This is a genomic window from Staphylococcus sp. HMSC65H10 (genome assembly GCF_001839185.1).
GTDB classification, from domain to species: Bacteria; Bacillota; Bacilli; order Staphylococcales; family Staphylococcaceae; genus Staphylococcus; species Staphylococcus simulans.
This window is the reverse complement of sequence record NZ_KV840375.1, coordinates 67,332-90,633: the sequence shown is the minus strand read 5'-3', so window position 1 is coordinate 90,633 and position 23,302 is coordinate 67,332. Positions and strand designations below refer to the sequence as shown.

Here is a 23,302-nt window from a genome sequence, read left to right as displayed (position 1 = left end):
TTTTATATATCAACCGAATTTGACAAAGAGCCTATTTTTATTGTATAGCTTTTGTTTACAGTTCTTGGAACGTTTGGATGATTAAATGGATGTTTAATCCGCTTAGGATAACAATTAATGACCATGAAATTATGTTAATCCATAATTTGTTTTTAAATTGTCCCATCAAGTCTTTGTTGTTTGTCGCAAGTTGAAGCGGGATTAAAGTAAATGGCAACGCAATACTTAAGAATACTTGTGAAAAGACTAAGAGTTGTTCCATCATACTTTCATTACCATGGAAGATAATTAAACAAATGATAACTGGAATAATTGCGATAGAACGTGTGATTAATCGTGTTACCCAGTTTGGTAATTTCAAGTTGATAAAACCTTCCATAACGATTTGACCGGCTAGGGTACCTGTAATCGTTGAGTTTTGACCTGACGCAAGTAAAGCGACTGCGAATAAAGTACTCATTAAGCCGCCAAGAGATGCGCCAAGCAACGGTTGTTGTTCTAAGGCTTGATATAAGTCATAGAAACCGCCAAGATTATCTGCATTGCCTGTACCGAAGAATAAACCAGCACCTAAAACAAGTAATAAACAGTTAATCACAAATGCGATAGTCAATTGAATGTTTGAATCAATTGTCGCATATTTAATGGCTTGTGCTTTAGAAGCTTCATCTTTACGATTATATGTTCTTGATTGGACGATAGATGAGTGTAAATAAAGATTATGCGGCATAATCGTTGCACCAACAATACCTAAGGCAATATATAAGGCACCTTGTTGTGTAACGATATGACTGCTAGGTATAAAACCATTTAATACACTGACAACGTCAGGTGAAGCAATATAAACTTCAAAGATGAAGATTGCGAGTACAGTAAAGATTAACGTACCGACGATGGCTTCAATTTTTCTGAAACCGAATTTCATAATAAATAATAAGATAAAGACATCAAGTACTGTGATAATCGCACCGACAAGCAATGGAATTCCGAATAATAGATCAAGCGCAATGGCACTGCCGATAACTTCTGCGATATCTGTCGCAATAATTGCGAGTTCAGCTATGATCCAGAATATAAATGCTAAAGGTTTATTTAAAAAGCGTTTTGTGACTTGTGCTAAGTCATGGCCTGATGCGATACCGAGTCTGACTGTCATACTTTGAAGCAACATGGCAGACAAACTTGAAATTAATATTACAAAAAGCAGAATATAACCGTATTTGGCTCCGCCTTGCATGGAGGTAATCCAGTTACCAGGATCCATATAACCTACTGCAACCAGTAAGCCCGGTCCTAAGAATGAAAGGAATTTCTGCTTGATACTACTGTTTGAATTGAAACTGACAGTATTGTTGATTTCGTCTAAGCTGTCGTTATTATAATTGACCTGTCTTTTAGTCAAGAAGGTCACCCCCACTTCTCTATGTTCTAACAATGGTTTAATAATAAAGTAAAAATAAAATTAGGTCAACCTAATAAAACTGTTTTTTACGTTTAAAATTGTAAGCAACGAGATGTAGGTGAAAAAGAAAAGCTGATTTAAACAAAGTAGTATAAGGCAAACTTTGTCTAAATCAGCACGATAATTTTGAATGAATAGTTAAATGCTCGGTATTATGCTATTATGGATAAAACTTTAACAGTTGCTCAAACGTATCTTCTAAATAATCGAGGAATGCTTGTTCTAAGTCTTCAGTCGATAGGTCTTGGATCAATGGTTTATCCATTTTGACATGATCTACACAAATACGGTAGTCTGCAGGCAAGTTTTCAATATCTTTGAAGTGATTTTCAAAGACTTCAATGTAATGCGTTTTATTTTTAGCTTCATGCATAACGCCGAACATGACAAAGACTTGTGATTCGTATAAACCGATTTGGAAATGCGGCAGCATTTTATAACCGCGTTTATTCGTAGAGAAAGCGACCCAAGTATCTTTCGGCGGATTTACTGTACGACGTGCATGTTTTGCGATATGCATAAAGAATTCATCTGCTGTATGGGTAGATAAGAAGTCAGCGAAGTGTTCACCCAACTGATGTAGTTTTGGTCTGATGTGTTGTTCGATTTCAGCCATACGTGCTTCTAATCCAGGCACTTCAAAGACTTTAAAGTCTTTAGAAGAAAAAGTATAGTTAGACATGACAAAGCCTCCTGTTGTTATGATTGAAAACATTGTAGCATAATTTTGGCTTGATTTAGAGTAAATGAAATTCTGAAATGATTTAGTTATAATATGATAGAAGGGGTGTTCGTAAATGGCAGTATATGATTTTGCAAAAGGACTTGTAATTGAAGCGGGTAATAATATCCGTAAAATGATGCAGCAAGATATCAATATTGAAACAAAATCCAATCCAAATGATTTGGTGACAAATGTTGATAAAGCAACGGAAGATTTTATTTACAATAACATTATGGAGAATTATCCAGACCACCAATTTATTGGTGAAGAAGGACATGGCAGACCAATGTCTGAAGTTGAACAAAAAGGTATTGTCTGGGTTATAGATCCGATTGACGGCACATTGAACTTTGTGCATCAAAAAGAAAATTTTGCGATTTCTATCGGTATTTATAATGATGGAGAGCCTTATGCAGGATTTGTTTATGATGTCATGAATGATTTGCTCTATCATGCAAAAGCAGGAGAGGGTGCGTTTGTAAACGAACATCCAATGAAGCCGCTTGAGAATTCGGATTTAAATAAAAGTTTGATTGGAATTAATCCAAATTGGTTAACAAAGCCGGTGATTGGTGTTATATTCAGAAAGGTAGTAGATGAAGCGAGAAGTTGTCGCGCTTATGGTTCTGCAGCCTTAGAAATGATTCATGTTGCGCAAGGAAAATTAGGTGCATATTTAACACCGAGATTACAACCTTGGGATTATGCCGGTGCTTTAATTATTTTAAATGAAGTAGGCGGTAAAGGTACGGATTTATTAGGTAATCCACTTTCACTAAATCAGCCGCACTCTGTATTGGTCGGCAATCAATCCATACATGAGGAAATTTTAACGAAACACATGTTGCCGGAAAAAGAAACTTTTGAGACATTACACAAAAGATATCGATAAAAAATAAAAGGTCGGGACCATCGAAGCTGTTTAAACAAGCAATTGTTCAAAAAGCATCTAGGTACCCAACCTTTTTCTTTTGACTGAAATATATGTGTATTCTTTCTCCTGCAGGGTACTGCAAGGAGTGGAACCCTTTATGTTAAAAATTCATATAATGATTGGTCAGAACCAATCGTTTTCGCGATATTTTTTCTTAGTTGTAAAGCCGGCACCGAAAATTGCAATTAGGATAATGGCTGTAATCGCCATAAACCAATAATTTTGAGCACCTAAGCTAAAACTGAACAGTACTAAGAAAATGACTGCAAGAACAGAATAAAGCCAAAATATAGCTTTTGATTTTTTTTTCTGCATTCAAACCCCACCTTATTATTCTTTGCTCAATAATATGATATAATAAAAAAGTTGCAAATTGAAGTGGGAATTTACTCAAGAAAGGAAATTTAGTATGACAAATTTAAGAGAAGACGTACGTAACATTGCTATTATTGCTCACGTTGACCATGGTAAAACAACATTAGTTGACGAATTATTAAAACAATCTGGTATTTTCCGTGAGAATGAGCATGTTGATGAACGTGCAATGGATTCTAATGATATTGAAAGAGAACGTGGTATTACAATCTTAGCGAAAAATACTGCAGTTAATTATAAAGGCACTAGAATTAATATTTTAGACACACCAGGTCACGCTGACTTCGGCGGTGAAGTGGAACGTATCATGAAAATGGTAGACGGTGTTGTATTAGTTGTTGATGCCTACGAAGGTACAATGCCTCAAACACGTTTCGTGTTGAAAAAAGCGTTAGAACAAAATTTAAAACCTGTAGTGGTTGTAAATAAAATCGATAAACCTGCAGCACGCCCAGAAGCGGTTGTAGATGAAGTCTTAGACTTATTTATCGAATTAGATGCAAATGATGACCAATTAGAATTCCCAGTTGTATATGCATCAGCTGTAAACGGTACAGCAAGCTTAGAACCAGATAAACAAGATGAAAACATGCAGTCATTGTATGAAACAATCTTAGACTATGTACCAGCACCAGTAGATAACCGCGATGAACCTTTACAATTCCAAATCGCGTTACTTGATTACAACGACTATGTAGGTCGTATCGGTATCGGTCGTGTATTCCGTGGTACAATCAAAGTCGGAGATCAAGTTTCATTATTAAAATTAGACGGCAGTGTTAAAAACTTCCGTGTCAGCAAATTATTCGGTTTCTTCGGTTTAAAACGTGAAGAAATTGAAGAAGCACATGCAGGGGATTTAATTGCGGTTTCAGGTATGGAAGATATCAACGTAGGTGAAACAGTAACACCACATGACCATCAAGAAGCATTACCTGTTTTACGTATTGATGAACCAACACTTGAAATGACTTTCCGTGTAAATAACTCACCATTTGCTGGGCGCGAAGGTACGTATGTGACTGCACGTCAAATTCAAGACCGTTTAGATCAACAACTTGAAACAGACGTATCATTAAAAGTAACACCAACTGACCAACCAGATGCTTGGGTTATCGCAGGCCGTGGTGAATTACACTTATCTATCTTAATTGAAAATATGCGTCGTGAAGGTTTTGAATTACAAGTATCTAAACCACAAGTAATCCTTAAAGAAATCGATGGCGTTTTATGTGAACCATTTGAACGCGTACAATGTGAAGTGCCTCAAGAAAATGCAGGTTCAGTTATCGAGTCACTTGGACAACGTAAAGGTGAAATGTTAGACATGGTGACTACAGATAATGGTTTAACACGTTTAGTATTCATGGTGCCTGCACGTGGTATGATCGGTTACACAACTGAGTTCATGTCAATGACAAGTGGTTATGGTATCATCAACCACACATTCGAAGAATTCCGTCCACGTATTAAAGGTCGTATCGGCGGACGTCGTAATGGTGTATTAGTTTCTATGGACCAAGGTAAAGCAAGCCAATATGCAATTATTGGTTTAGAAGACCGTGGTACTAACTTCATGGAACCAGGTACTGAAGTATACGAAGGTATGATTGTTGGTGAAAATAACCGTGATAATGATTTAACAGTAAATATCACTAAAACTAAAAACCAAACCAACGTACGTTCAGCTACGAAAGACCAAACTGAAACAATGAAACGTCCACGTATCTTAACACTTGAAGAAGCGTTAGAATTTATCGATGACGATGAATTGTTAGAGGTAACACCTGAAAGTATCCGTATGAGAAAGAAAATTTTAAATAAATCTCAACGTGAAAAAGAAGCAAAACGTATTAAACAATTAATGGCTGAAGACGAGTAATCGTTATAGCTTTAAGATAATGAAGAAGTCTGAATCATAAAGATTCGGGCTTCTTTTTTGTATTTAGGAAGAAAAAAAGACCATGAATCAATCGTCATGGTCTTCTGTAAATATATTGAATTTTTCTTGTGCTTTATAAAAGTTATTACGTTGTTTAGGAACATCTAAACGACTTCTGCAATCTTCGCACATAAATGTGCGCATAGGATGATTGCACAGCTGTTTGGCTTCCAATGTATTTTCATCCATGAGTACTTCCGTATCACAGATGATACACTGTACTTTTATCAAATTATACCACCTCGATATACGTCACATGTTTGAATTCATGTGAATACCCTTCTTCAGGTATGTACACGAAGCTGTCTACACCGTTGTCATCATATAAACGTTTCCCTTTATCTGCGAATTTAAAGAACAGGTAAGGTAATAAGCTTAACGGTACTTCGATTGAATCTTCATCGTTAGATAGACGAATTGCTGTGGCATCGTCATTTGGTTCAGCATTCTTGAAGAAAGGTGTCATGTTAATCACAAATGTGTCCTCAATCATGGCACGCTTTTTATACTTGATTTCAGAATTCAGGGTTGGAGGATTTGTTTGTCCTTCCAAAATTGCGCGATTCCATTCACGGTTATTTTGGAATTCGACAGGTTTTGTTCCTTCAAAGACGCCTGCTTCTAAATCTTCGATTTTTACTTTACGATCGTCAAAAATCCAAGTTGTACTGTCTAAAGTAATTGGAAATTTAACTTTACCCTTAATTTGTATCATTTTATGCGCTCCCCTTTATAATATCTGAGTCTATGATAACATAGAATAGAGTTACTGATTCGAAATTTACTTGCAATTTAGTTTTGAGTAGGCTAAAATTTTTAATATGACAAACAAATGATAGGGGGAGTATGTCATGACGAAATCGAACACAATCAATAACGCGGCATATGACCAATTAAATAAAGATGCAGATCGCATTCTGCAATTAATTAAAGTACAAATGGACAATTTAACATTGCCGCAATGTCCTTTGTATGAAGAAGTTTTAGATACACAAATGTTTGGCTTACAAAAAGAAGTAGACTTTGCAGCAAACTTAGGCTTGATCGATATCGAACAAGGTAAAGAAATCATGTTGCGTCTTGAAAAAGAATTGTCTAAACTTCATGAAGCATTCACAAACGTTTAATTTCACAGCATCAGATTAAACCGCACAAAGTGGCTGCAGTTCTGTCAGAAGTTGATAGAATGTACAGTCACTTTTTTTATTTCTTTTCAACATACAGAAATGCTTGCAACACGACTTAAAAATGTGGTTTTATAAAGATATCGTCAAAGTGAAAACAGAATTAAGACATTAAAGTCTTATACAAACTCTAAATATATTTGAAAACACTTCAAATATGAGAATTGGATGATTTTTAAATGAATAACATAAAATCTTTCTTTCGGTATGTCGGAAAGTATGCAAAATATATCGATTATCCGTTAGTGATTACATATATAATGCTGTGTTTGATTGGGTTGATTATGGTTTACAGTGCCAGTATGGTTCCTGCTACTAAAGGGACATTAACAGGGGGTACACCTGTGTCTGGTACGTACTTTTATACAAGACAGTTAATGTACGTTGTGATGAGTTTTATTATTGTATTTTTTATGGCGTTCTTCATGAACGTTAAATTTTTACAGCAAACACGTGTGCAACAAATTATGATGGCAGGTATTTTCCTTTTGCTATTCTTTACGTTATTAATCGGTAAAAATATCAATGGTTCTAAAAGTTGGATTAACTTAGGGTTTATGAACTTACAAGCTTCAGAGTTGTTGAAAATCGCCATTATACTTTATCTGCCATTCATGATTAATAAAAAGCGTGAGCGCGTACTTGCGAATCCGAAATTAATACTGAATCCGTTATTATTTATCATTGTATGTATTATCATGGTGCTATTCCAACGTGATGTTGGGCAAACGATGCTGATTATCATTATTTTTATGTCCATTATGCTTTATGCAGGTATTTGGATTAAACCGCTATTAAAATGGGGCGGTATCATATTGGTAGGCGGCAGTATTGCATTAGTACTATTCGCCATTGCAGGTTGGTTACCTGCATACTTAGTTGCCCGTTTTAGAATTATGACAGATCCATTCCATTTTGAATCTGGTACAGGTTACCATATTTCAAACTCCTTAATGGCGATTGGGAATGGGGGATTATTCGGTAAAGGTATCGGCAACAGTGTGTTAAAACTCGGCTATCTGCCAGAACCGCATACAGACTTTATCTTTGCGGTCATATGTGAAGAACTAGGTTTAATCGGAGGCCTATTTGTGATTGGATTATTGTTCTTTATTGTCTATAGAGCTTTCCAATTAGCTTCTGAAACAAGTTCTTATTTCTATAAACTCGTTTGTGTTGGTATCGCAAGTTATATCGGCAGTCAAACATTCGTTAACTTAGGTGGTATTTCAGCGTTAATTCCGTTGACAGGGGTACCGTTACCATTTATTAGTTTTGGTGGTTCCTCTATGATTAGTTTAAGTATCGCCTTAGGCTTATTATTAATTACTGCGAAACAAATCAAGATGGATAAACAAAAAGCAAAACAAAAACATATTGATATTCCAAGAAGATATTAAATGACAAGACTGAGCGTAAGCACGTTCAGTCTTTTTTTATGTCGATTGAAAGATTTTTAAAAAGACAAACGTTTTTTATTGACGAGTAAGAAATGTTAAGAATAATGGTTAAGCTAAAATGATTGCTTTCAGAAATAAGTATAAATAAAGTTTATGATGTGTTATAAGAAAATATGATATAATACGGATATGCTTCTATATGTCTTATCTATACTAGCACTGTCTAACATGCTTTGGTGGCGTGTTTATAAGTTGCTGAAACAGTATAGTTTGGCTTGAAGTTTACATATCAGAACAGATACATCTACTAACATTAATGTTCGTGTTTTGGTATACTATTATCTACAACAAAGGTTTAGAAAATTCTAATAATTGATTTTTGGGGGTTGATCACTTGAAGAAGATTAATAAGTTAATGGTAGCAAACCGCGGTGAAATCGCAATTCGTATTTTCCGTGCAGCCACTGAATTAGACATTACAACAGTCGCAATTTATTCAAATGAAGACAAAGGTTCGTTACATAGAAACAAAGCTGATGAATCTTATTTAGTCGGAGAGGATTTAGGTCCTGCCGACAGTTATTTAAATATTGAACGTATTATTGAAGTTGCGAAGAATGCGAATGTTGATGCGATTCATCCAGGTTACGGATTCTTAAGTGAAAATGAAACCTTCGCAAAACGCTGTGAAGAAGAAGGTATTATCTTTATCGGCCCTAAACTTAAACATTTAGATATGTTTGGTGATAAAGTGAAAGCCCGTGCCACAGCAATTGAAGCTGGTTTACCAGTTATTCCGGGTACAGATGGTCCGATTGAGGATTATCATAAAGCTGCAGATTTTGCGAAAGAAGCAGGTTACCCATTGATGATTAAAGCCACTAGCGGTGGCGGCGGTAAAGGTATGCGTATTGTGAATGAGGAGTCTGAACTTGAAGAAGCCTTTACACGTGCGAAATCTGAAGCGCAAAAATCTTTTGGTAACAGTGAAGTTTATATTGAAAAATACATTAATGAACCAAAACATATAGAAGTTCAAATCATGGGTGATGAACACGGTAATATTGTTCACCTTTATGAAAGAGATTGTTCTGTACAACGTCGTCATCAAAAAGTTGTTGAAGTTGCACCATCAGTAGGTATGGATGAAGGTTTACGTCAACGTATTTGTGACGCAGCATTACAATTAATGAACAATGTGGGCTATGTCAACGCAGGTACAGTTGAGTTCTTAGTATCTGGCGATGAGTTCTTCTTTATTGAAGTTAACCCACGTGTACAAGTAGAACATACAATCACTGAAATGATTACAGGTATCGATATTGTGAAAACACAAATTCTTGTAGCAGATGGCGAATCGTTATTTGACGATGAAATCGGTATTCCACATCAAGATGAAATTCATACATTAGGGTATGCGATTCAATGTCGTATCACAACTGAAGATCCGACAAATGACTTTATGCCGGATACTGGCCACATTATCGCTTATCGTTCTAGTGGTGGTTTCGGTGTACGTTTAGATGCTGGTGATGGATTCCAAGGTGCTGAAATTTCACCATATTATGACTCATTATTAGTGAAATTGTCTACACATGCGCTAACGTTCAAACAAACGATTGAAAAAATGGATCGATCTTTACGTGAGATGCGTATTCGTGGTGTGAAAACGAATATTCCATTCTTAATTAACGTGATTCGTAATAAACAATTCCAAGAAGGCGACTATACAACTAAATTCATCGAAGAAACACCTGAGTTGTTTGAAATTAATCCAACACAAGACCGTGGTACTAAAACATTAGAATACATTGGTAATGTGACAATCAACGGCTTCCCAAGTGTTGAAAAACGTCAAAAACCTGATTTTGAACGACCACATGTAGACCGTGTACCAAGATCAGAAATCAAACAATTAAGAGGTACAAAACAACTCTTAGATGAACAAGGTCCTAAAGCTGTAGCTGACTGGTTATTAAAACAAGAAGATGTGTTGATTACAGATACAACATTCCGTGATGCGCATCAATCCTTACTTGCGACACGTGTGCGTACGAAAGATATGTTAGCTATCGCATCACAAACAGCGGAAATCTTACAAGATGCATTCTCACTTGAAATGTGGGGCGGTGCCACATTTGACGTTGCTTATAACTTCTTGAAAGAAAATCCATGGGAACGTCTGGAACAAATGCGTAAAGCCATTCCTAACATTTTATTCCAAATGTTATTACGTGCATCAAACGCAGTAGGTTATAAAAACTATCCTGATAATGTGATTAAGAAATTTGTAAAAGAAAGTGCTGAAGCTGGCGTAGATGTCTTCCGTATTTTCGACTCGTTGAACTGGTTAGACCAAATGAAAGTAGCAAATGAAGCGGTTCAAGAAGCGGGCAAAATCTCTGAAGGTACAATTTGTTATACAGGGGATATTTTAGATCCGCAACGCTCTAATATTTACACATTAGATTACTATGTGAACCTTGCGAAGGAATTGGAAAAAGAAGGATTCCATATTCTTGCGATTAAAGACATGGCTGGTTTATTAAAACCTAAAGCTGCTTTTGAATTAATCGGAGAATTAAAAGCTGCAGTTGATTTACCAATCCACTTGCATACACATGATACAAGCGGTAACGGTATTTTAACGTATAAACAAGCTGCAGATGCAGGTGTGGACGTGATTGATACAGCAGTATCATCTATGAGTGGTTTAACAAGTCAACCAAGTGCGAACTCATTGTACTATGCTTTAAATGGCTTTGGTCGTGATGCACGTACAGATATCAATGGTCTTGAACATTTAGGTCAATATTGGGATACAGTACGTCATTACTATAGTGACTTCGAAAGTGATTTCAAATCACCGAACACAGAAATTTACCAATATGAAATGCCTGGCGGTCAATACTCAAACTTAAACCAACAAGCGAAAAGTTTAGGCTTAGGCAATAGATTCCATGAAGTTAAAGATATGTATCGTCGAGTAAACTTCTTATTTGGAGATATTGTTAAAGTAACACCATCTTCAAAAGTAGTTGGAGATATGGCGTTATACATGGTACAAAATGATTTAACAGAAGAAGATGTCTTAAAAGACGGTTACAAACTCGACTTCCCTGAATCAGTGGTCTCATTCTTCAAAGGTGAAATCGGTCAACCAACAGACGGCTTCAATAAAGAACTTCAAAAAGTTGTGTTGAAAGGTCAAAAACCATTAACAGAGCGTCCAGGTGAATACCTTGAAGATATCGACTTTGAAGCGTTACGTGAAGAACTTCAAGCAAAACAAGAAAAACCTGTCACTGAACAAGATTTAATCAGTTATGCGATTTATCCTAAAGTTTATGAACAATACATCGCTACGAAAGAACAATTCGGTAATGTGTCATTATTAGATACGCCGACATTCTTCTTCGGTATGCGTACGGGTGAAACAGTTGAAGTGGAAATTGATAAAGGTAAAACATTGATTATCACATTAGAAGCAATTACTGAACCAGATGATAAAGGTGTCAGAACAATCTTCTTCATCATGAACGGTCAAACACGTCAAATTAAAATTCAAGATGAAAATGTGAAAACGAATGCGACAGTAAAACCAAAAGCAGACAAAGCTAACCCTAACCATATCGGTGCACAAATGCCTGGTACAGTGTCAGAAGTTAAAGTTGCAGTGGGTGATCACGTAGAAAGCGGACAAGCACTCTTGATTACTGAAGCAATGAAAATGGAAACAACAGTACAAGCACCATTCAACGGTACAGTAAAACAAGTTACTGTCACAAATGGTGAAGGTATTCAAACAGGCGACTTATTAGTGGAATTAGAAAAAGATGAATAATCGTTAAAATATGCCGGAAGCTGATACTCTCTTCAGTTTCCGGTATTTCTATTCTTGAGAAGCCTATTTATAGTAAAAGTGATTAAGAAGTTTGGATAAAGCAACAAAAAATAACCGCTGAACAGTGATGTCTGTTCAACGGTTATTTGTATTAATAAGCGTTATTTTTAACTTTTTCAACACGTTTTGTACGCAGCATCAATAAGATGAAGTAGGCGATTAAACCGAATTCAAATGTGATAATTAATGCGTGTAGTAAAGCGATGAATAAATTCACGCTTGTGAAGATTGATAAAGCACCTGTGATAATTTGCAGTACGATTAAAAGTAATGCTGCTGTGTAACCGTATCGGATGGTACGGTTTTCGTGATAGTGTCTGATTGCATAGTTAAATGCAAGGAACACACTGATTGTAGCGATAAGTGCTAATAATCTATGCATGAATTGTACCCAGTCTTGTTCTGTATGTGGAATCAAGTCTGCGAATGGTAATGGCCATGAACCATAAGATAATGATGAATCTGTATGACGTACTAAAGCACCTGTGTAAATGCCGACATATAAACAAATCGCCATTGTCCAAGTATAGATTCTAAGTTTAGGATCTATGTGTACTTTGTTCGCTTCGTATTTTTTATCTACATCGAAGATGATTAATGTCAATACGAAAACAGATGAGAAGCTGATTAATGAGATACCAAAGTGCAATGCAAGCACGTAATCATTTTGTTGCCAAAGCACTGCTGCAGCTCCGACTAATGCTTGGATAAGCAAGAAACCGACACTGATAATTGCCAGTGGTTTAACTTCTTTGATATACCCGATATTCTTCCAAGCTGTAATGACCAACCATAATACAACGATTAATGATAAAGCAGATGTTGCTCTGTGACTGAGCTCGATAATTGTACTAATAGGTAAGTTTTGCGGTAATAAAGCACCATGACATAACGGCCATGATGATCCGCAACCATCGGCTGAACCTGTTTTTGTTACAAGTGCGCCACCTAATTGAACCCATGCCATAATAACTGTTGCGAGAACAGCTAACCATCTAAGGTTACGTTTTTTAAACAATTTAAAACACCCCACTGATTAATTGACATAGATAAAGGCAGAGGAAAGGAGGGATTTGTACGAACAAGTATGTAAGACGAATCCGAATTCCATGCCCCAAGCCTATTTGTCATTTGATAAATTGTAAATATTTATAAACATTATATCAATAATGGCTATAAATTTTAATAGCATGTGGATTGAAAATGTGTCACAAAAATGACGATTTTTTGAAAATTAGTGTTGTCGCTAAAGTGTCACAAATTTGTCTTATTTAGCCTAGTCAACTATTACTTTTTGCTATATCATTGTATTATATGAATATTTTAAGGAGGGGCATTATGGATAAAGGACATACTTTGTCGCAAGCTTCTGGTCGTGTAACCCTTAAAGAACTGAAAGCAATTATTAAAATGGGGCTCGTTCAAGGGAACTTAATTCCTGCCTTCACAGGAGCATGGCTAGCGATTGTATTAACGAATCACTCCTTCCTATCATCTATACCGCAAATTCTGTTGATGATGATCGGTTCAACGCTCATCATGGGGGGCGCATGTGCACTCAATAACTATTATGACCAAGATATTGACAGCATTATGCCAAGCAAACAGTCAAGACCGACAGTCAATAACAGAATTTCAAATAAAAATTTATTGATTTTAAGTTTCGGAATGATGGTTCTAGGAGAAATCTTATTATTTATCCTAAATATACCATCAGGTGTCATTGGTTTAATGGGCATTATCGGCTACGTATCATTTTATTCAATTTGGTCTAAACGCCACACAACTTGGAATACTGTTATCGGGAGCTTCCCAGGTGCAGTACCGCCTTTAATCGGCTGGACAGCAATTGAAGGCCAACTAAGCTTAACAGCAATTGCGTTATTCTTAGTGGTATTTTGTTGGCAACCGATTCATTTCTATGCCTTAGCTATTAAACGTCAAGACGAATATGCTTTAGCTAAAGTTCCTATGTTACCATCTGTTAGAGGTTTTAACCGTACACGTGTAGGTATGCTTTTATGGTTAGTCGCATTATTACCTTTACCATTATTATTTACAAATTTAGGTACGGTATTCGTTGTATTGGCAACACTTCTGAACTTAGGTTGGATGTATCTTGGCTTAACAAGCTTCAAGAAGAACTTCAATCAAAAGAAATGGGCTACGTTAATGTTTGTTTACTCACTAAACTATTTAGTGCTTTTCTTTGCATTAGCAGTCGTAATTTCTTTAATCAATATGATTTAAATAAATTGAAGATAGGATGAGATTTATGAGTCTACCTATATTGCCGACGATAAGTACAAGCTGTATTCAAATTTGTGCGGCGTTAGTTATTGTTGGATGGTACTTGATTAAAAAACGTAAAATTGAAGCGCATAAGAAAGTAATGTTGACTGCGGCATTCTTCGCATTAACATTCTTTATCATTTATGCAAGTAGAACATTCTTTATCGGGAACACTGCTTTCGGTGGACCTGCATGGTTAAAAGGATATTACCATTTCTTCTTGATTTTCCACATCGCGTTATCAACAGTGGGTGGATTAATGGGATTATTCCAAATCATCACAGCGTTTAAAGACAAATTTAATCTTCACCGCAAGGTTGGACCTTGGGCAGCGATTATTTGGATTTTTACAGCGTTCACAGGTATTATCGTGTACATCTTGTTATATGTTATGTACCCAGGTGGAGAAACAACTTCATTATTTAAAGCAACTTTCGGCTTTTAAAATGTAAAACATCGACTGATGACGTTATTTGTTGTCAGTCGATGTTTTTACATAAAGACTATCCTTGCGAGTGTGCGTGTGAAACGTGTACAATGATAATTACTTAACATTGAGGTGGGCGGAGAATGAGGAATTTAATTATTAAAGTTATAGGCGTCTTGCTTCTCATAACTTTTCTTATCTATTTATTTTATTCGCCACGGCTGAAATTTGATGTGTTAGAAAATCCAAACAAGAAATCGTCGACAAAAATTGAACAAACACAGAAAAAAGGGCCGGAGACTGAAAATCCAAAACCTAAGTCAGGAATTGGAACATGGGTCAACAATGACATCAGCGGTTTGACGAAGAAATTCGGTCAAGCTGATCGTGTCTATGCATACGCAAATGACTATAAAAACTATGTCTTCAGAGCACAAAATCAATATTATATTGTGACGGCTAAGAATAATATCATTAAATCAGTCTATGCGACAGGAACGAAGGCGGATATTGAACCTATCAATATCTCTGAAGATGCTTCGAGTATTTTTGAAAACACGAGTATTAATCCAGAACCCCGTATCAAAGCTAACGGTAAGTCTTATGATATAGAACTTTCTGATGAAGATATGAAAACACAAATGCTGATAAAATATGGTGATGTGTACGCACAAGTGTATATCGACCAACAAACCAATAAAGTGGTTGGTGTAAGATTCCTTGATGCTAATGCACTTGTTATGTTTAATCCATATCAAATGACACAAACATCAAATGAAAAAACTGTTGAAAATCAACATAAAGATGTCCCATACGAACAAAACGTCAACCAGTTAATGACGCTTTATGAAGTTACCAATCAAATCAGAAGCTTGAAGGGGCTTAAACCGTTCAAAGTAAATAATGATTTGAGTCACATCGCTTCAGTAAACTTATACGAAAGTACAAATAACAAAAATGTTGAATTTACTGAAGGTGCTTTGAAACAACAACTAGATGATCGTAATATAAAATTTGAAGCCGTAGGACAAAACGTTGGTTATGACTTTAATGACGTACCGACACTCTTGCATAGCTGGTTGAATTCAGACATTCACCGTTCTCGTTTATTGAATACACAATATACTGAAATGGGCGGAGATGTCATGGACGGCTACTATACATTAATATTTATTGGAGACTGATGGAAGGTGACAATATGATTAATTCTGAAATCATTGAGGTTTTAGATGGTGTAGATGAAGTCAGTGAAATGATTTTAAACTCAGAGATTTACCAAGAATATATAGCAGCACGTCAAGCAATGAACGAAGATGAAGCAGCGCAAACGCATTATCAAACGTTTATGAAATATAAAGAACGTTATGATGAAGTGATGCGTTTTGGTAAATATCATCCAGATTATCAAACAGTGACACGTGCAACGCGTAAAAGTAAACGAGCATATGACATGGTACCATCTGTGATGGCGTATAAACAAAAAGAAACTGAACTTCAAAATTTAGTGGATGAAGTCATCACAATTATCGCAACTTCTATTTCAGATAATGTGAAAATTGAAGTAGGGAACCCATTCTTTAGAACAGATATGCATGGATGCAGTACAGGCGGAACATGCCAATGCCAAATCCACGCTTAATATAAAACACAAAGCAACACCCGCTACATAAGCTATAAAGCCGATGGTAGCGGGTGTTGCTTTGTTTATTAATTATTATAATTTGAGTGATCAGTCATATTAATGTTGAGCTTGGTTTTGACGATATTGGAATGCAAGGTCAGGTCTGTCAGTGACAATAGTATGTGTGCCTTTGTTAAATAGGTCACTCATTAAATCAATACTGTTGACACCGTAATAACCTGGAACGATATTACGAGAATTCAACCAATTGATTAATCGTTTTGAAGTAAGTGGCACACCATGATAACTTGTCGGCATTTGGAAAGTGTTGGCTTGCGCTTCAAACATATTGCCTAAGCCGCTGAAGAATTTAACGATACCTACAGTGACTTCTTCTTGGCTTGCGCCTACCGCAACTGTTCCTAATGCTAATTCAGAAAATCTAGCAATTTGTTCCTGATAGAAACTCGTCACTAATACGCGATCTTGTGCGTTATGACGTACGATAGATTTGTATAATAGTTCTGGTGCAATCGTACCTTCATAAGAGTCTGGACTATCTTTTAAATCCACATTAATGAGCATATCAGGATATAATTCTAACAATTGATCAAATGTCAGGATTTTCGCATCTGGGTGGTCACGATAAGGCGTCTCTTTATTGATGTCTTTAAAATGATAACCTGCATCCAGCTTTTGCAGTTCATCTAAGCGATGTTCACGTACTTTGCCTGAACCGTTGGTAGTACGGTCGACTGTGGCATCATGAAAGACAATCAATTGTTCATCACTTGTGACACGTACATCTGTTTCGAAACCATCCACTTCGTAAGATGCCGCTGTATCAAATGCGAGTTTTGTTTGTTCCGGACGTAAAGCCATGCCGCCGCGATGGGCGAAGATATAATGGGGCTTACGTGTAAAGAATGCTGGGATAGGTTGAGGTTCTGGTTGTCCTTTTAATTTTGACAAAAAGATAAGTCCGCTGAATATACCGGCAGCACCTGCTACACTGTTTCTGATAAGTCTACTTATTTTTACCATGAAATTTCCTCCTCGTAGTTTATAAAGCTAACCAAAAGTGATATCTAAGAAGCGTGAATGCTTAGTGATACAGGGGTTTGGTTATTTCAAATTTAGTTCAGTCGTGATACTATAGATTAAAGTAATGGAGTGATCAAAATGACAGAAATCATACCAAGAACCAGTTTAATTATATACCTTAAACATATGAAGCATGAACGTCATATTAGAAAATACGGTCATATTGTCAATAGTAATCGTAATCGCAAATATGTCATCATGTATATCAATGAAAATGATGCCGATCATATTGTCAACCGACTCATGAAATTAAAGTATGTGCGTCACATTGAAGGTTCTCCTTATAAATATTTAAAGAAAACGTATGAAAAAGAAAAATACGAAATCAATTAATAGTTACACTACTGTATCAACCAATATAACCCTTATGATATGACATTAAACGTTATTGTAATGGCGGTATCCAATGATATAAGCGTAAGACACCGACTAAATAGTTGAAATAGAGTTCTAAATCATGAAACTCGTCTGAAGATTTAACATCTAATTCGTTTAACGGTAATTGATAATCTTCAGCGAAGCCGCGAATCATTGCTGATTTTTTATTATCCTCTGGATGAGGGTAAGGAAAAGCATTCAACATGATATACATGGCTTGGAAGTAATTGCCTTCAGTTGGATTCATGATAATCGCTGCAGAACTTAAACCTTTGTCTGAACTTGGACTGTTAAAGAACACAATGCGATTAATGCGTTCATGATTATATTGAATAAGTGTTTTGAACTCAAATAAATCGGTGAGTCCTTCACCGAGTACAATAAAAGATTGTTTCATTTTGGGAATAGCCTCCTTATTACCCAAATTATATTATAGAACAAGAGGGGAAGTGAAGTATTAGATGAGAGTGATATCAGGCCAACATAAAAGTAAACCTCTAGAAAGTCTGCAAGGGCGTAATACACGTCCGACAACAGATAAAGTAAAAGAAAGTATCTTTAATACCTTGCATGATGTATCAGGTATCGGTTTGGATTTGTTTGCGGGAAGCGGTGCTTTAGGTATAGAAGCATTGTCTCGTGGTATGGACGAAATGATTTTTGTAGATCAAAATTTTAAAGCAGTCAAAGTAATCAAAGCAAACTTAAACAGCTTAGATTTGATGAAACAAGCAGAAGTCTATAAAAATAATGCTGACCGTGCCTTGAAAGCGTTAGCTAAACGAGACATTCAATTTGATTTAATCTTCTTAGACCCGCCTTATGATAAAGGATTAATTGATAAAGCATTAGCACAAATCGAAGAGTTTAACTTATTGAAGAAAAGTGGTATCATCGTTTGTGAGTTTAACCATAAAGAAAACATTGATACGCACTCTTTTGAAGTGATTAAACGTTATCATTATGGCTTAACGGATACTATGTTATTAGAAAAAGGAGAACATGATGGCTGAAACAAAAGCAGTAATACCAGGTAGTTTCGATCCAATTACATATGGGCATTTGGATATTATTGAACGTGTGGCACACCGTTTTGATGAAATCCACATCTGTGTATTGAAAAACCGTAATAAGTCAGGGACTTTTACTGTGGAAGAACGCATCGCTTTAATTGAAGAATCTGTCGCAAATATCCCGAACGTACAAGTGCACCAATTCAATGGTTTACTTGTAGATTTTTGTGATAAAATCGGCGCAAAAACAATCATTCGAGGATTACGTGCAGTCAGCGACTTTGAATACGAATTGCGTTTAACATCTATGAACAAGAAGTTGAATAGTGATGTCGAAACATTATATATGATGACAAGCACGAACTATTCATTCATCAGTTCTAGTGTAGTTAAAGAAGTAGCGCAATATAAAGCGGATATTTCTGAGTTTGTACCGCCTCCTGTAGAAAAAGCATTAAAAGAAAAATTCGGAAACTAATAAAACACGTTTCAACGTCTATTTGTATCATACAAAAGGTGTTGAAACGTGTTTTTTATTTGATATTAAATGTTTTGTAGTTATTGATTTAACTTTTCATAAGCACCGATGGCAACAGCTAAATCAAAGTAAGCTGCACCAACACATTTAAAGACAGTGATGGCGTCATTATTTTTACGATATAGAGTCCCTTGTTGTGAAAGTGTTTTGAGTTCATCATTGATTTCTTCGAAAGTGAATGTTTTATTTTCATTCGCTTCAATCAATTCTCCTGACTCTTCTTTAGCCCCTTCAAGATCATCTACAACGACACTTTCTGCTTGCGTGAAAATATTTGCATCTAGTTCTTTCATATCCGGTTGGTAAGAGCCAATACCGTTGATATGTGTGCCTGGTTGTACATCTTCAGCGTTAAAGACAGGCTGCGTGGAAGGTGTTTGGCAGTTGATAATATCTGCTTGTTTGACCAGTTTTGATACATCTTCTAATACTTGAACATTTAAATCTGGATAATCTTTTAAAATACGTGTTTTAAAGTCTTGTGCTTTTTCTGTTGTACGGTTGTAAAGCAAGACTGTATCAATAGGGCGGACCTCGATATTACCTAAGAATTGTTCGTAAGCCATACCACCTGTCCCAATCATACCTAAAGTTGTCGCATCTTCACGGCTCATATATTTAGTCGCAATACCGCTCAGTGCACCAGTTCTCAATCTAGTCAGGTAACTGCCATCTAACATCGCCTTCGTTTCACCATTTTTAAGATTAGTAATCACGATTTGTGCTTGTGTAGTAGGTAGTTGCTGTTTTGGATTCTCTGGTGTGATAGATGTAATTTTGATTGTGCCGAGTTGTTTGGCTAAGTCAACACAAGGCATGTATAACATAGATTTTGCACCATCACCTGTAGGAATCACCGTGCGTGGTGCAGTTTTGATTTGGTTCAGCTTATTGAAACTTTCTTCAATCGCTGTAATCGCATCTTTCATATGATAACGTTCTTTTACTTCCGATTCTGAATAAACTTGCATGTTGATTTACCCCCTTATTGTGACTGTACCCTAATTACAGGTGTATTGAAATCATTAGCGGTTTGACCAGACAGTGCATTATAAATTTCAGTTGCTTTGATTTCTGGTTCAAAATAACTTGCGGTCGCTTTATTAACGTTCGTAATAAAGTGTCGATCTGGAAATTCTTTCTTCAATTGTTTTAAGTACGCTTGTCCTTTTTCATTCATACCTAAGATGCGTACAGCGTCAATTTCATTTTGTTTATTTGCTTGTTTAAAGTTTAACAAGCAGTTCATTAACATACGCTGAATACGGGTATACGTATAGCGCTTAGTTTTAAGCAGTTGCATCAATTGATCGAAGTTGTGTGCAGATTGGATTTTTTCTTTTAAACGATACTCAAACCCTTCACTAACCGTATGCATCTCACGTAATTCTTCAAGAGAGGCGCGTAATAATGTAAATTTCAGATAAGGGAACACTTCATCTAACGTTAATTGCGGTGATGTATACAAGTGTTTAACTGATGATGGAACTACTGTTTCAAAGCTTGCATCATTGTTTTTGAGCGCCTTTCTGATTGCGCTGCCGCTTGCGAAAGTTTGGTTGTCTATGGTTTGGTTATGATGGTTCGTTTGGTGTCGTTGTAATGTCAAAGGTGTGATGTGTGCTGCATAGTGTTGAATAGCTTGTACATAAGAGAGACCTAAGATATTATTAGGTGTCTGCAGTAAAGCAGGTTCATCTAATAATTCATGGATGATTCTAGGGTAATTTTTCCCTTCGTGCAGCTTTGTTTGAAATTCTGGATGTTCTTCGATATGGTTGAGTTGCATGGCAACATGTTCGAAATCTTTGATGCTGCCGGATTCACTTCCGAACACGAGTGCATCACAATTAAGATAGTCAGCAACTTTGACACCCATTTCTGCGAAGTATTCTCCAGCAGATAACGCTGCATAAGCAGGAAGCTCGACGACAAGGTCGCAAGCAGAGAGTGCCAATTGTGTGCGTAAAAATTTGTTGTAGATTGCGGGTTCTCCGCGCATCACAAATTGACCGCTCATAATAGCTACAGTGATATCTGCATCAGCGATTTGACGTGCTTGTTCTGCATGGTAGACATGCCCGTTATGGAAGGGGTTATACTCTGTAATCAGTGCAGCGCATTTCATTTGCAATCCGTCCTTTCAGAATTCATTATGATTATTGTATCAAAAAGTCAAGATGTTAAGAAAAAATCTTGACAACTTAACGCTAGAAAGTTAAAATAAATTTTGTGCTTGTTAGAGGTGAAGCCATATGAAATGGTCAATAACGCAATTAAGAAAATATCAAGGTCAGCCTTTTGAATTTGATCAAACAGTAAATTATAATCATTTAATTGATAAATTAGGACTTATAGATTTATCTGATATCCGAGTGAAGGGCAAACTTGATGTCAAATCAAATGAAGTTGTCGCTGATATCCACTTAACTGGTGCGTACACGATGGAAGATGCGCGTACATTAAAACCGGTTGAAGTGCCGATTGATGTGGAAACAACAGAAATATTTGATTTAGAAGGTCATGAGTTTAGTGATAGTGAAGAAGATGATGAACATTATCATCTTGCTACAAACGGAATGATTGATTTACGTGATATCGCAGAAGAGCTTGTCATCATAGAAAAGCCTATCCGAGCAGTGGCTGAAGACAGCAGTTTAGAAGACATGCTGCAGAGCGGTCAAGGTTGGGAAGTTATTGACGAAGACGAATTAGAAGAAAGTGAACAAGCAGAAGAAATCTCTTCTAAGAAAGTCGATCCAAGGCTTCAAAAATTGCAACAATTTTATGATGAAAAGCAATAGAAGTTGATGTACAATAGATAGTATTGTAATTAACATCTTAATCGCACAGTAACAAAGATTTTTGTGTTTGAAATTTAAGGAGGATTAAATCATGGCAGTACCAAAAAGAAGAACATCTAAAACTAGAAAAAATAAACGTCGTACTCACTTTAAATTATCAGTACCAGGTATGACTGAATGCCCTAACTGTGGTGAATACAAATTATCTCACCGCGTTTGTAAAAACTGTGGTTCTTACAACGGTGAAGAAGTCGTTTCAAAATAATTGATGAATAATGAGACCCATCGTATATAACGGTAGGTCTCATTTTTGTTTGTGAGAAGCAACATGATAAAATAAGGAAAAATCGTAAATGAGGTAACCGACTATGGAACAAATTACGTCACCGCAAAATACGAAGGTGAAACAAGCGAATAAATTAAAGAAGAAAAAAGAACGAGATAAAACAGGACTGTTGTTGGTAGAAGGGACACATTTGATTGAAGAAGCGGTTCAAAGCCAATTATCAGTAAAACAACTTTTTGTCGTTGAACCTGAACGCTTTGATGCACAATTAATTGAAGCTGCTGAAGAAGCGTTCCATATAAACTTCAAAGTAGCAGAAAGTTTGTCAGGAACTGTGACACCTCAAGGTATCTTTGCGGTCATTGAAAAACCAGAGGTTGCTTCACGTATCGCAGAGGCTAAACAAGTATTACTGCTTGATCGCATTCAAGATCCAGGTAATCTTGGTACGTTGATTCGTACAGCTGATGCAGCTGCGTTGGATTTGATTGTCTTGTCACCAGGAACAGCCGACGCGTATCAAGATAAAGTATTACGCTCAAGCCAAGGCAGTGTCTTCCATTTACCGATTGTCACTCAGCCGATTGAGGAATTTATTAATCAATTTGATGGGCCGGTATACGGCACTGCATTAGAAGATGCGGTGAATTTTAATGAAGAGGATGCACAATCATCTTTCGCGTTATTGCTTGGTAACGAAGGTCAAGGTGTCGATCCAGCATTATTAAGTCACACGACGAAACGTTTAACAATTCCGATGTACGGGGCTGCTGAAAGTCTGAATGTAGCGATTGCAGGCAGTATCTTAATCTATAAATTAAAAGGTTGACCGGTCGGAAGGGATTACTTATAATTAAATGTGATTCAGAGTTTGAGCAGATGACTCAAACAGATAAATTAATACTTTGCCTATA

At 36.3% G+C, this 23,302-nt stretch carries 25 protein-coding genes; 15 read left to right on the top strand and 10 right to left on the bottom strand.

Going from position 1 to position 23,302, the window contains the following annotated elements:
* Positions 1–55: 55 nt before the first annotated feature.
* Together HMPREF3270_RS09915 and HMPREF3270_RS09910 are read right to left on the bottom strand one after the other, a co-directional pair.
* The gene (locus tag HMPREF3270_RS09915; protein WP_070848752.1) at positions 56–1,402 is read right to left on the bottom strand and encodes an Nramp family divalent metal transporter; all 1,347 of its coding nucleotides are present in this window, start codon (positions 1,400–1,402) and stop codon (positions 56–58) included.
* A 220-nt stretch (positions 1,403–1,622) separates the two neighbouring features.
* The gene (locus HMPREF3270_RS09910; RefSeq protein WP_083326830.1) at positions 1,623–2,144 is read right to left on the bottom strand and encodes a DUF1054 family protein; all 522 of its coding nucleotides are present in this window, start codon (positions 2,142–2,144) and stop codon (positions 1,623–1,625) included.
* A 115-nt stretch (positions 2,145–2,259) separates the two neighbouring features.
* On the opposite strand from HMPREF3270_RS09910, the gene HMPREF3270_RS09905 reads away from it, so the two are divergent.
* Positions 2,260–3,078 carry an inositol monophosphatase family protein gene (locus tag HMPREF3270_RS09905; protein WP_002480537.1) on the top strand — a complete coding sequence of 273 codons (819 nt, stop codon included), beginning with the start codon at positions 2,260–2,262 and terminating at the stop codon, positions 3,076–3,078.
* Between the two features lie 165 nt (positions 3,079–3,243).
* On the opposite strand, the gene HMPREF3270_RS09900 is transcribed toward HMPREF3270_RS09905, so the two are convergent.
* Complete coding sequence (locus tag HMPREF3270_RS09900; RefSeq protein WP_002480538.1) at positions 3,244–3,435, bottom strand: DUF5325 family protein; 192 nt, start codon at positions 3,433–3,435, stop codon at positions 3,244–3,246.
* A gap of 94 nt (positions 3,436–3,529) precedes the next feature.
* Between HMPREF3270_RS09900 and typA the strand changes: the two genes are divergently transcribed.
* Entirely contained in the window at positions 3,530–5,377 is a 1,848-nt protein-coding gene (gene typA, locus HMPREF3270_RS09895; RefSeq protein ID WP_023015936.1) for a translational GTPase TypA, read from the top strand.
* Positions 5,378–5,464: 87 nt separating this feature from the next.
* Here typA and HMPREF3270_RS09890 read toward each other — a convergent pair whose 3' ends face one another.
* Both HMPREF3270_RS09890 and HMPREF3270_RS09885 read right to left on the bottom strand, forming a co-directional pair.
* Positions 5,465–5,668: a DUF2197 domain-containing protein gene (locus tag HMPREF3270_RS09890; protein WP_070848753.1), complete on the bottom strand. Its 204-nt coding sequence runs from the start codon at positions 5,666–5,668 to the stop codon at positions 5,465–5,467.
* A gap of 1 nt (position 5,669) precedes the next feature.
* The gene (locus HMPREF3270_RS09885) at positions 5,670–6,152 is read right to left on the bottom strand and encodes a hypothetical protein (RefSeq protein WP_002480541.1); all 483 of its coding nucleotides are present in this window, start codon (positions 6,150–6,152) and stop codon (positions 5,670–5,672) included.
* Between the two features lie 136 nt (positions 6,153–6,288).
* Between HMPREF3270_RS09885 and HMPREF3270_RS09880 the strand changes: the two genes are divergently transcribed.
* From HMPREF3270_RS09880 to HMPREF3270_RS09870, 3 genes are all read left to right on the top strand, one after another.
* The gene (locus HMPREF3270_RS09880) at positions 6,289–6,564 is read left to right on the top strand and encodes an Fpa/YlaN family protein (RefSeq protein WP_002480542.1); all 276 of its coding nucleotides are present in this window, start codon (positions 6,289–6,291) and stop codon (positions 6,562–6,564) included.
* 236 nt (positions 6,565–6,800) lie between these two features.
* Positions 6,801–8,021 (top strand): cell division peptidoglycan polymerase FtsW, encoded by a 1,221-nt coding sequence (gene ftsW, locus HMPREF3270_RS09875; protein ID WP_002480543.1) that lies wholly within the window; start codon positions 6,801–6,803, stop codon positions 8,019–8,021.
* A 394-nt stretch (positions 8,022–8,415) separates the two neighbouring features.
* Positions 8,416–11,865, top strand: a complete 3,450-nt coding sequence (locus HMPREF3270_RS09870) for a pyruvate carboxylase (RefSeq protein ID WP_070848754.1) — start codon at positions 8,416–8,418, stop codon at positions 11,863–11,865.
* A gap of 151 nt (positions 11,866–12,016) precedes the next feature.
* Here the strand turns inward: HMPREF3270_RS09870 and HMPREF3270_RS09865 are convergent, their stop codons facing one another.
* Positions 12,017–12,943, bottom strand: coding sequence for a COX15/CtaA family protein (locus HMPREF3270_RS09865; RefSeq protein WP_057510365.1), 927 nt, complete (start codon positions 12,941–12,943; stop codon positions 12,017–12,019).
* A gap of 320 nt (positions 12,944–13,263) precedes the next feature.
* Between HMPREF3270_RS09865 and cyoE the strand changes: the two genes are divergently transcribed.
* The 4 genes from cyoE (at position 13,264) to HMPREF3270_RS09845 (ending at position 16,283) form a co-directional block, all read left to right on the top strand.
* Complete coding sequence (gene cyoE, locus HMPREF3270_RS09860; protein ID WP_002480546.1) at positions 13,264–14,175, top strand: heme o synthase; 912 nt, start codon at positions 13,264–13,266, stop codon at positions 14,173–14,175.
* 25 nt (positions 14,176–14,200) lie between these two features.
* Positions 14,201–14,662, top strand: a complete 462-nt coding sequence (locus HMPREF3270_RS09855; RefSeq protein WP_002480547.1) for a DUF420 domain-containing protein — start codon at positions 14,201–14,203, stop codon at positions 14,660–14,662.
* A 125-nt stretch (positions 14,663–14,787) separates the two neighbouring features.
* Positions 14,788–15,828, top strand: coding sequence for a CAP domain-containing protein (locus tag HMPREF3270_RS09850; RefSeq protein ID WP_070463168.1), 1,041 nt, complete (start codon positions 14,788–14,790; stop codon positions 15,826–15,828).
* A gap of 14 nt (positions 15,829–15,842) precedes the next feature.
* Positions 15,843–16,283 (top strand): YlbF/YmcA family competence regulator, encoded by a 441-nt coding sequence (locus tag HMPREF3270_RS09845; protein WP_070848777.1) that lies wholly within the window; start codon positions 15,843–15,845, stop codon positions 16,281–16,283.
* 99 nt (positions 16,284–16,382) lie between these two features.
* Here the strand turns inward: HMPREF3270_RS09845 and HMPREF3270_RS09840 are convergent, their stop codons facing one another.
* The gene (locus HMPREF3270_RS09840) at positions 16,383–17,309 is read right to left on the bottom strand and encodes a glycerophosphodiester phosphodiesterase family protein (protein ID WP_057510366.1); all 927 of its coding nucleotides are present in this window, start codon (positions 17,307–17,309) and stop codon (positions 16,383–16,385) included.
* 138 nt (positions 17,310–17,447) lie between these two features.
* Here HMPREF3270_RS09840 and HMPREF3270_RS09835 point away from each other — a divergent pair, with 138 nt between their 5' ends.
* Positions 17,448–17,702 (top strand): DUF2129 domain-containing protein, encoded by a 255-nt coding sequence (locus HMPREF3270_RS09835; protein WP_002480551.1) that lies wholly within the window; start codon positions 17,448–17,450, stop codon positions 17,700–17,702.
* A 52-nt stretch (positions 17,703–17,754) separates the two neighbouring features.
* On the opposite strand, the gene HMPREF3270_RS09830 is transcribed toward HMPREF3270_RS09835, so the two are convergent.
* The gene (locus HMPREF3270_RS09830; protein ID WP_002480552.1) at positions 17,755–18,144 is read right to left on the bottom strand and encodes a DUF7147 family protein; all 390 of its coding nucleotides are present in this window, start codon (positions 18,142–18,144) and stop codon (positions 17,755–17,757) included.
* A 64-nt stretch (positions 18,145–18,208) separates the two neighbouring features.
* Here HMPREF3270_RS09830 and rsmD point away from each other — a divergent pair, with 64 nt between their 5' ends.
* Both rsmD and coaD read left to right on the top strand, forming a co-directional pair.
* The gene (gene rsmD, locus HMPREF3270_RS09825; protein WP_002480553.1) at positions 18,209–18,760 is read left to right on the top strand and encodes a 16S rRNA (guanine(966)-N(2))-methyltransferase RsmD; all 552 of its coding nucleotides are present in this window, start codon (positions 18,209–18,211) and stop codon (positions 18,758–18,760) included.
* On the top strand, positions 18,753–19,238 hold the full coding sequence (gene coaD / locus HMPREF3270_RS09820) for a pantetheine-phosphate adenylyltransferase (protein WP_002480554.1): 486 nt from the start codon (positions 18,753–18,755) through the stop codon (positions 19,236–19,238). Before rsmD ends, coaD begins: the two co-directional genes overlap by 8 nt.
* 80 nt (positions 19,239–19,318) lie before the next feature.
* On the opposite strand, the gene HMPREF3270_RS09815 is transcribed toward coaD, so the two are convergent.
* Positions 19,319–20,269 carry an ornithine cyclodeaminase family protein gene (locus tag HMPREF3270_RS09815; RefSeq protein WP_070626678.1) on the bottom strand — a complete coding sequence of 317 codons (951 nt, stop codon included), beginning with the start codon at positions 20,267–20,269 and terminating at the stop codon, positions 19,319–19,321.
* A gap of 14 nt (positions 20,270–20,283) precedes the next feature.
* Complete coding sequence (locus HMPREF3270_RS09810; protein WP_070848755.1) at positions 20,284–21,426, bottom strand: nucleotidyltransferase; 1,143 nt, start codon at positions 21,424–21,426, stop codon at positions 20,284–20,286.
* 127 nt (positions 21,427–21,553) lie between these two features.
* On the opposite strand from HMPREF3270_RS09810, the gene HMPREF3270_RS09805 reads away from it, so the two are divergent.
* From HMPREF3270_RS09805 to HMPREF3270_RS09795, 3 genes are all read left to right on the top strand, one after another.
* Positions 21,554–22,102: a YceD family protein gene (locus HMPREF3270_RS09805; RefSeq protein WP_002480557.1), complete on the top strand. Its 549-nt coding sequence runs from the start codon at positions 21,554–21,556 to the stop codon at positions 22,100–22,102.
* A 91-nt stretch (positions 22,103–22,193) separates the two neighbouring features.
* The gene (gene rpmF / locus HMPREF3270_RS09800; RefSeq protein WP_002480558.1) at positions 22,194–22,367 is read left to right on the top strand and encodes a 50S ribosomal protein L32; all 174 of its coding nucleotides are present in this window, start codon (positions 22,194–22,196) and stop codon (positions 22,365–22,367) included.
* Between the two features lie 103 nt (positions 22,368–22,470).
* Positions 22,471–23,217, top strand: coding sequence for a TrmH family RNA methyltransferase (locus tag HMPREF3270_RS09795; RefSeq protein ID WP_057510370.1), 747 nt, complete (start codon positions 22,471–22,473; stop codon positions 23,215–23,217).
* Positions 23,218–23,302 lie beyond the last annotated feature (85 nt).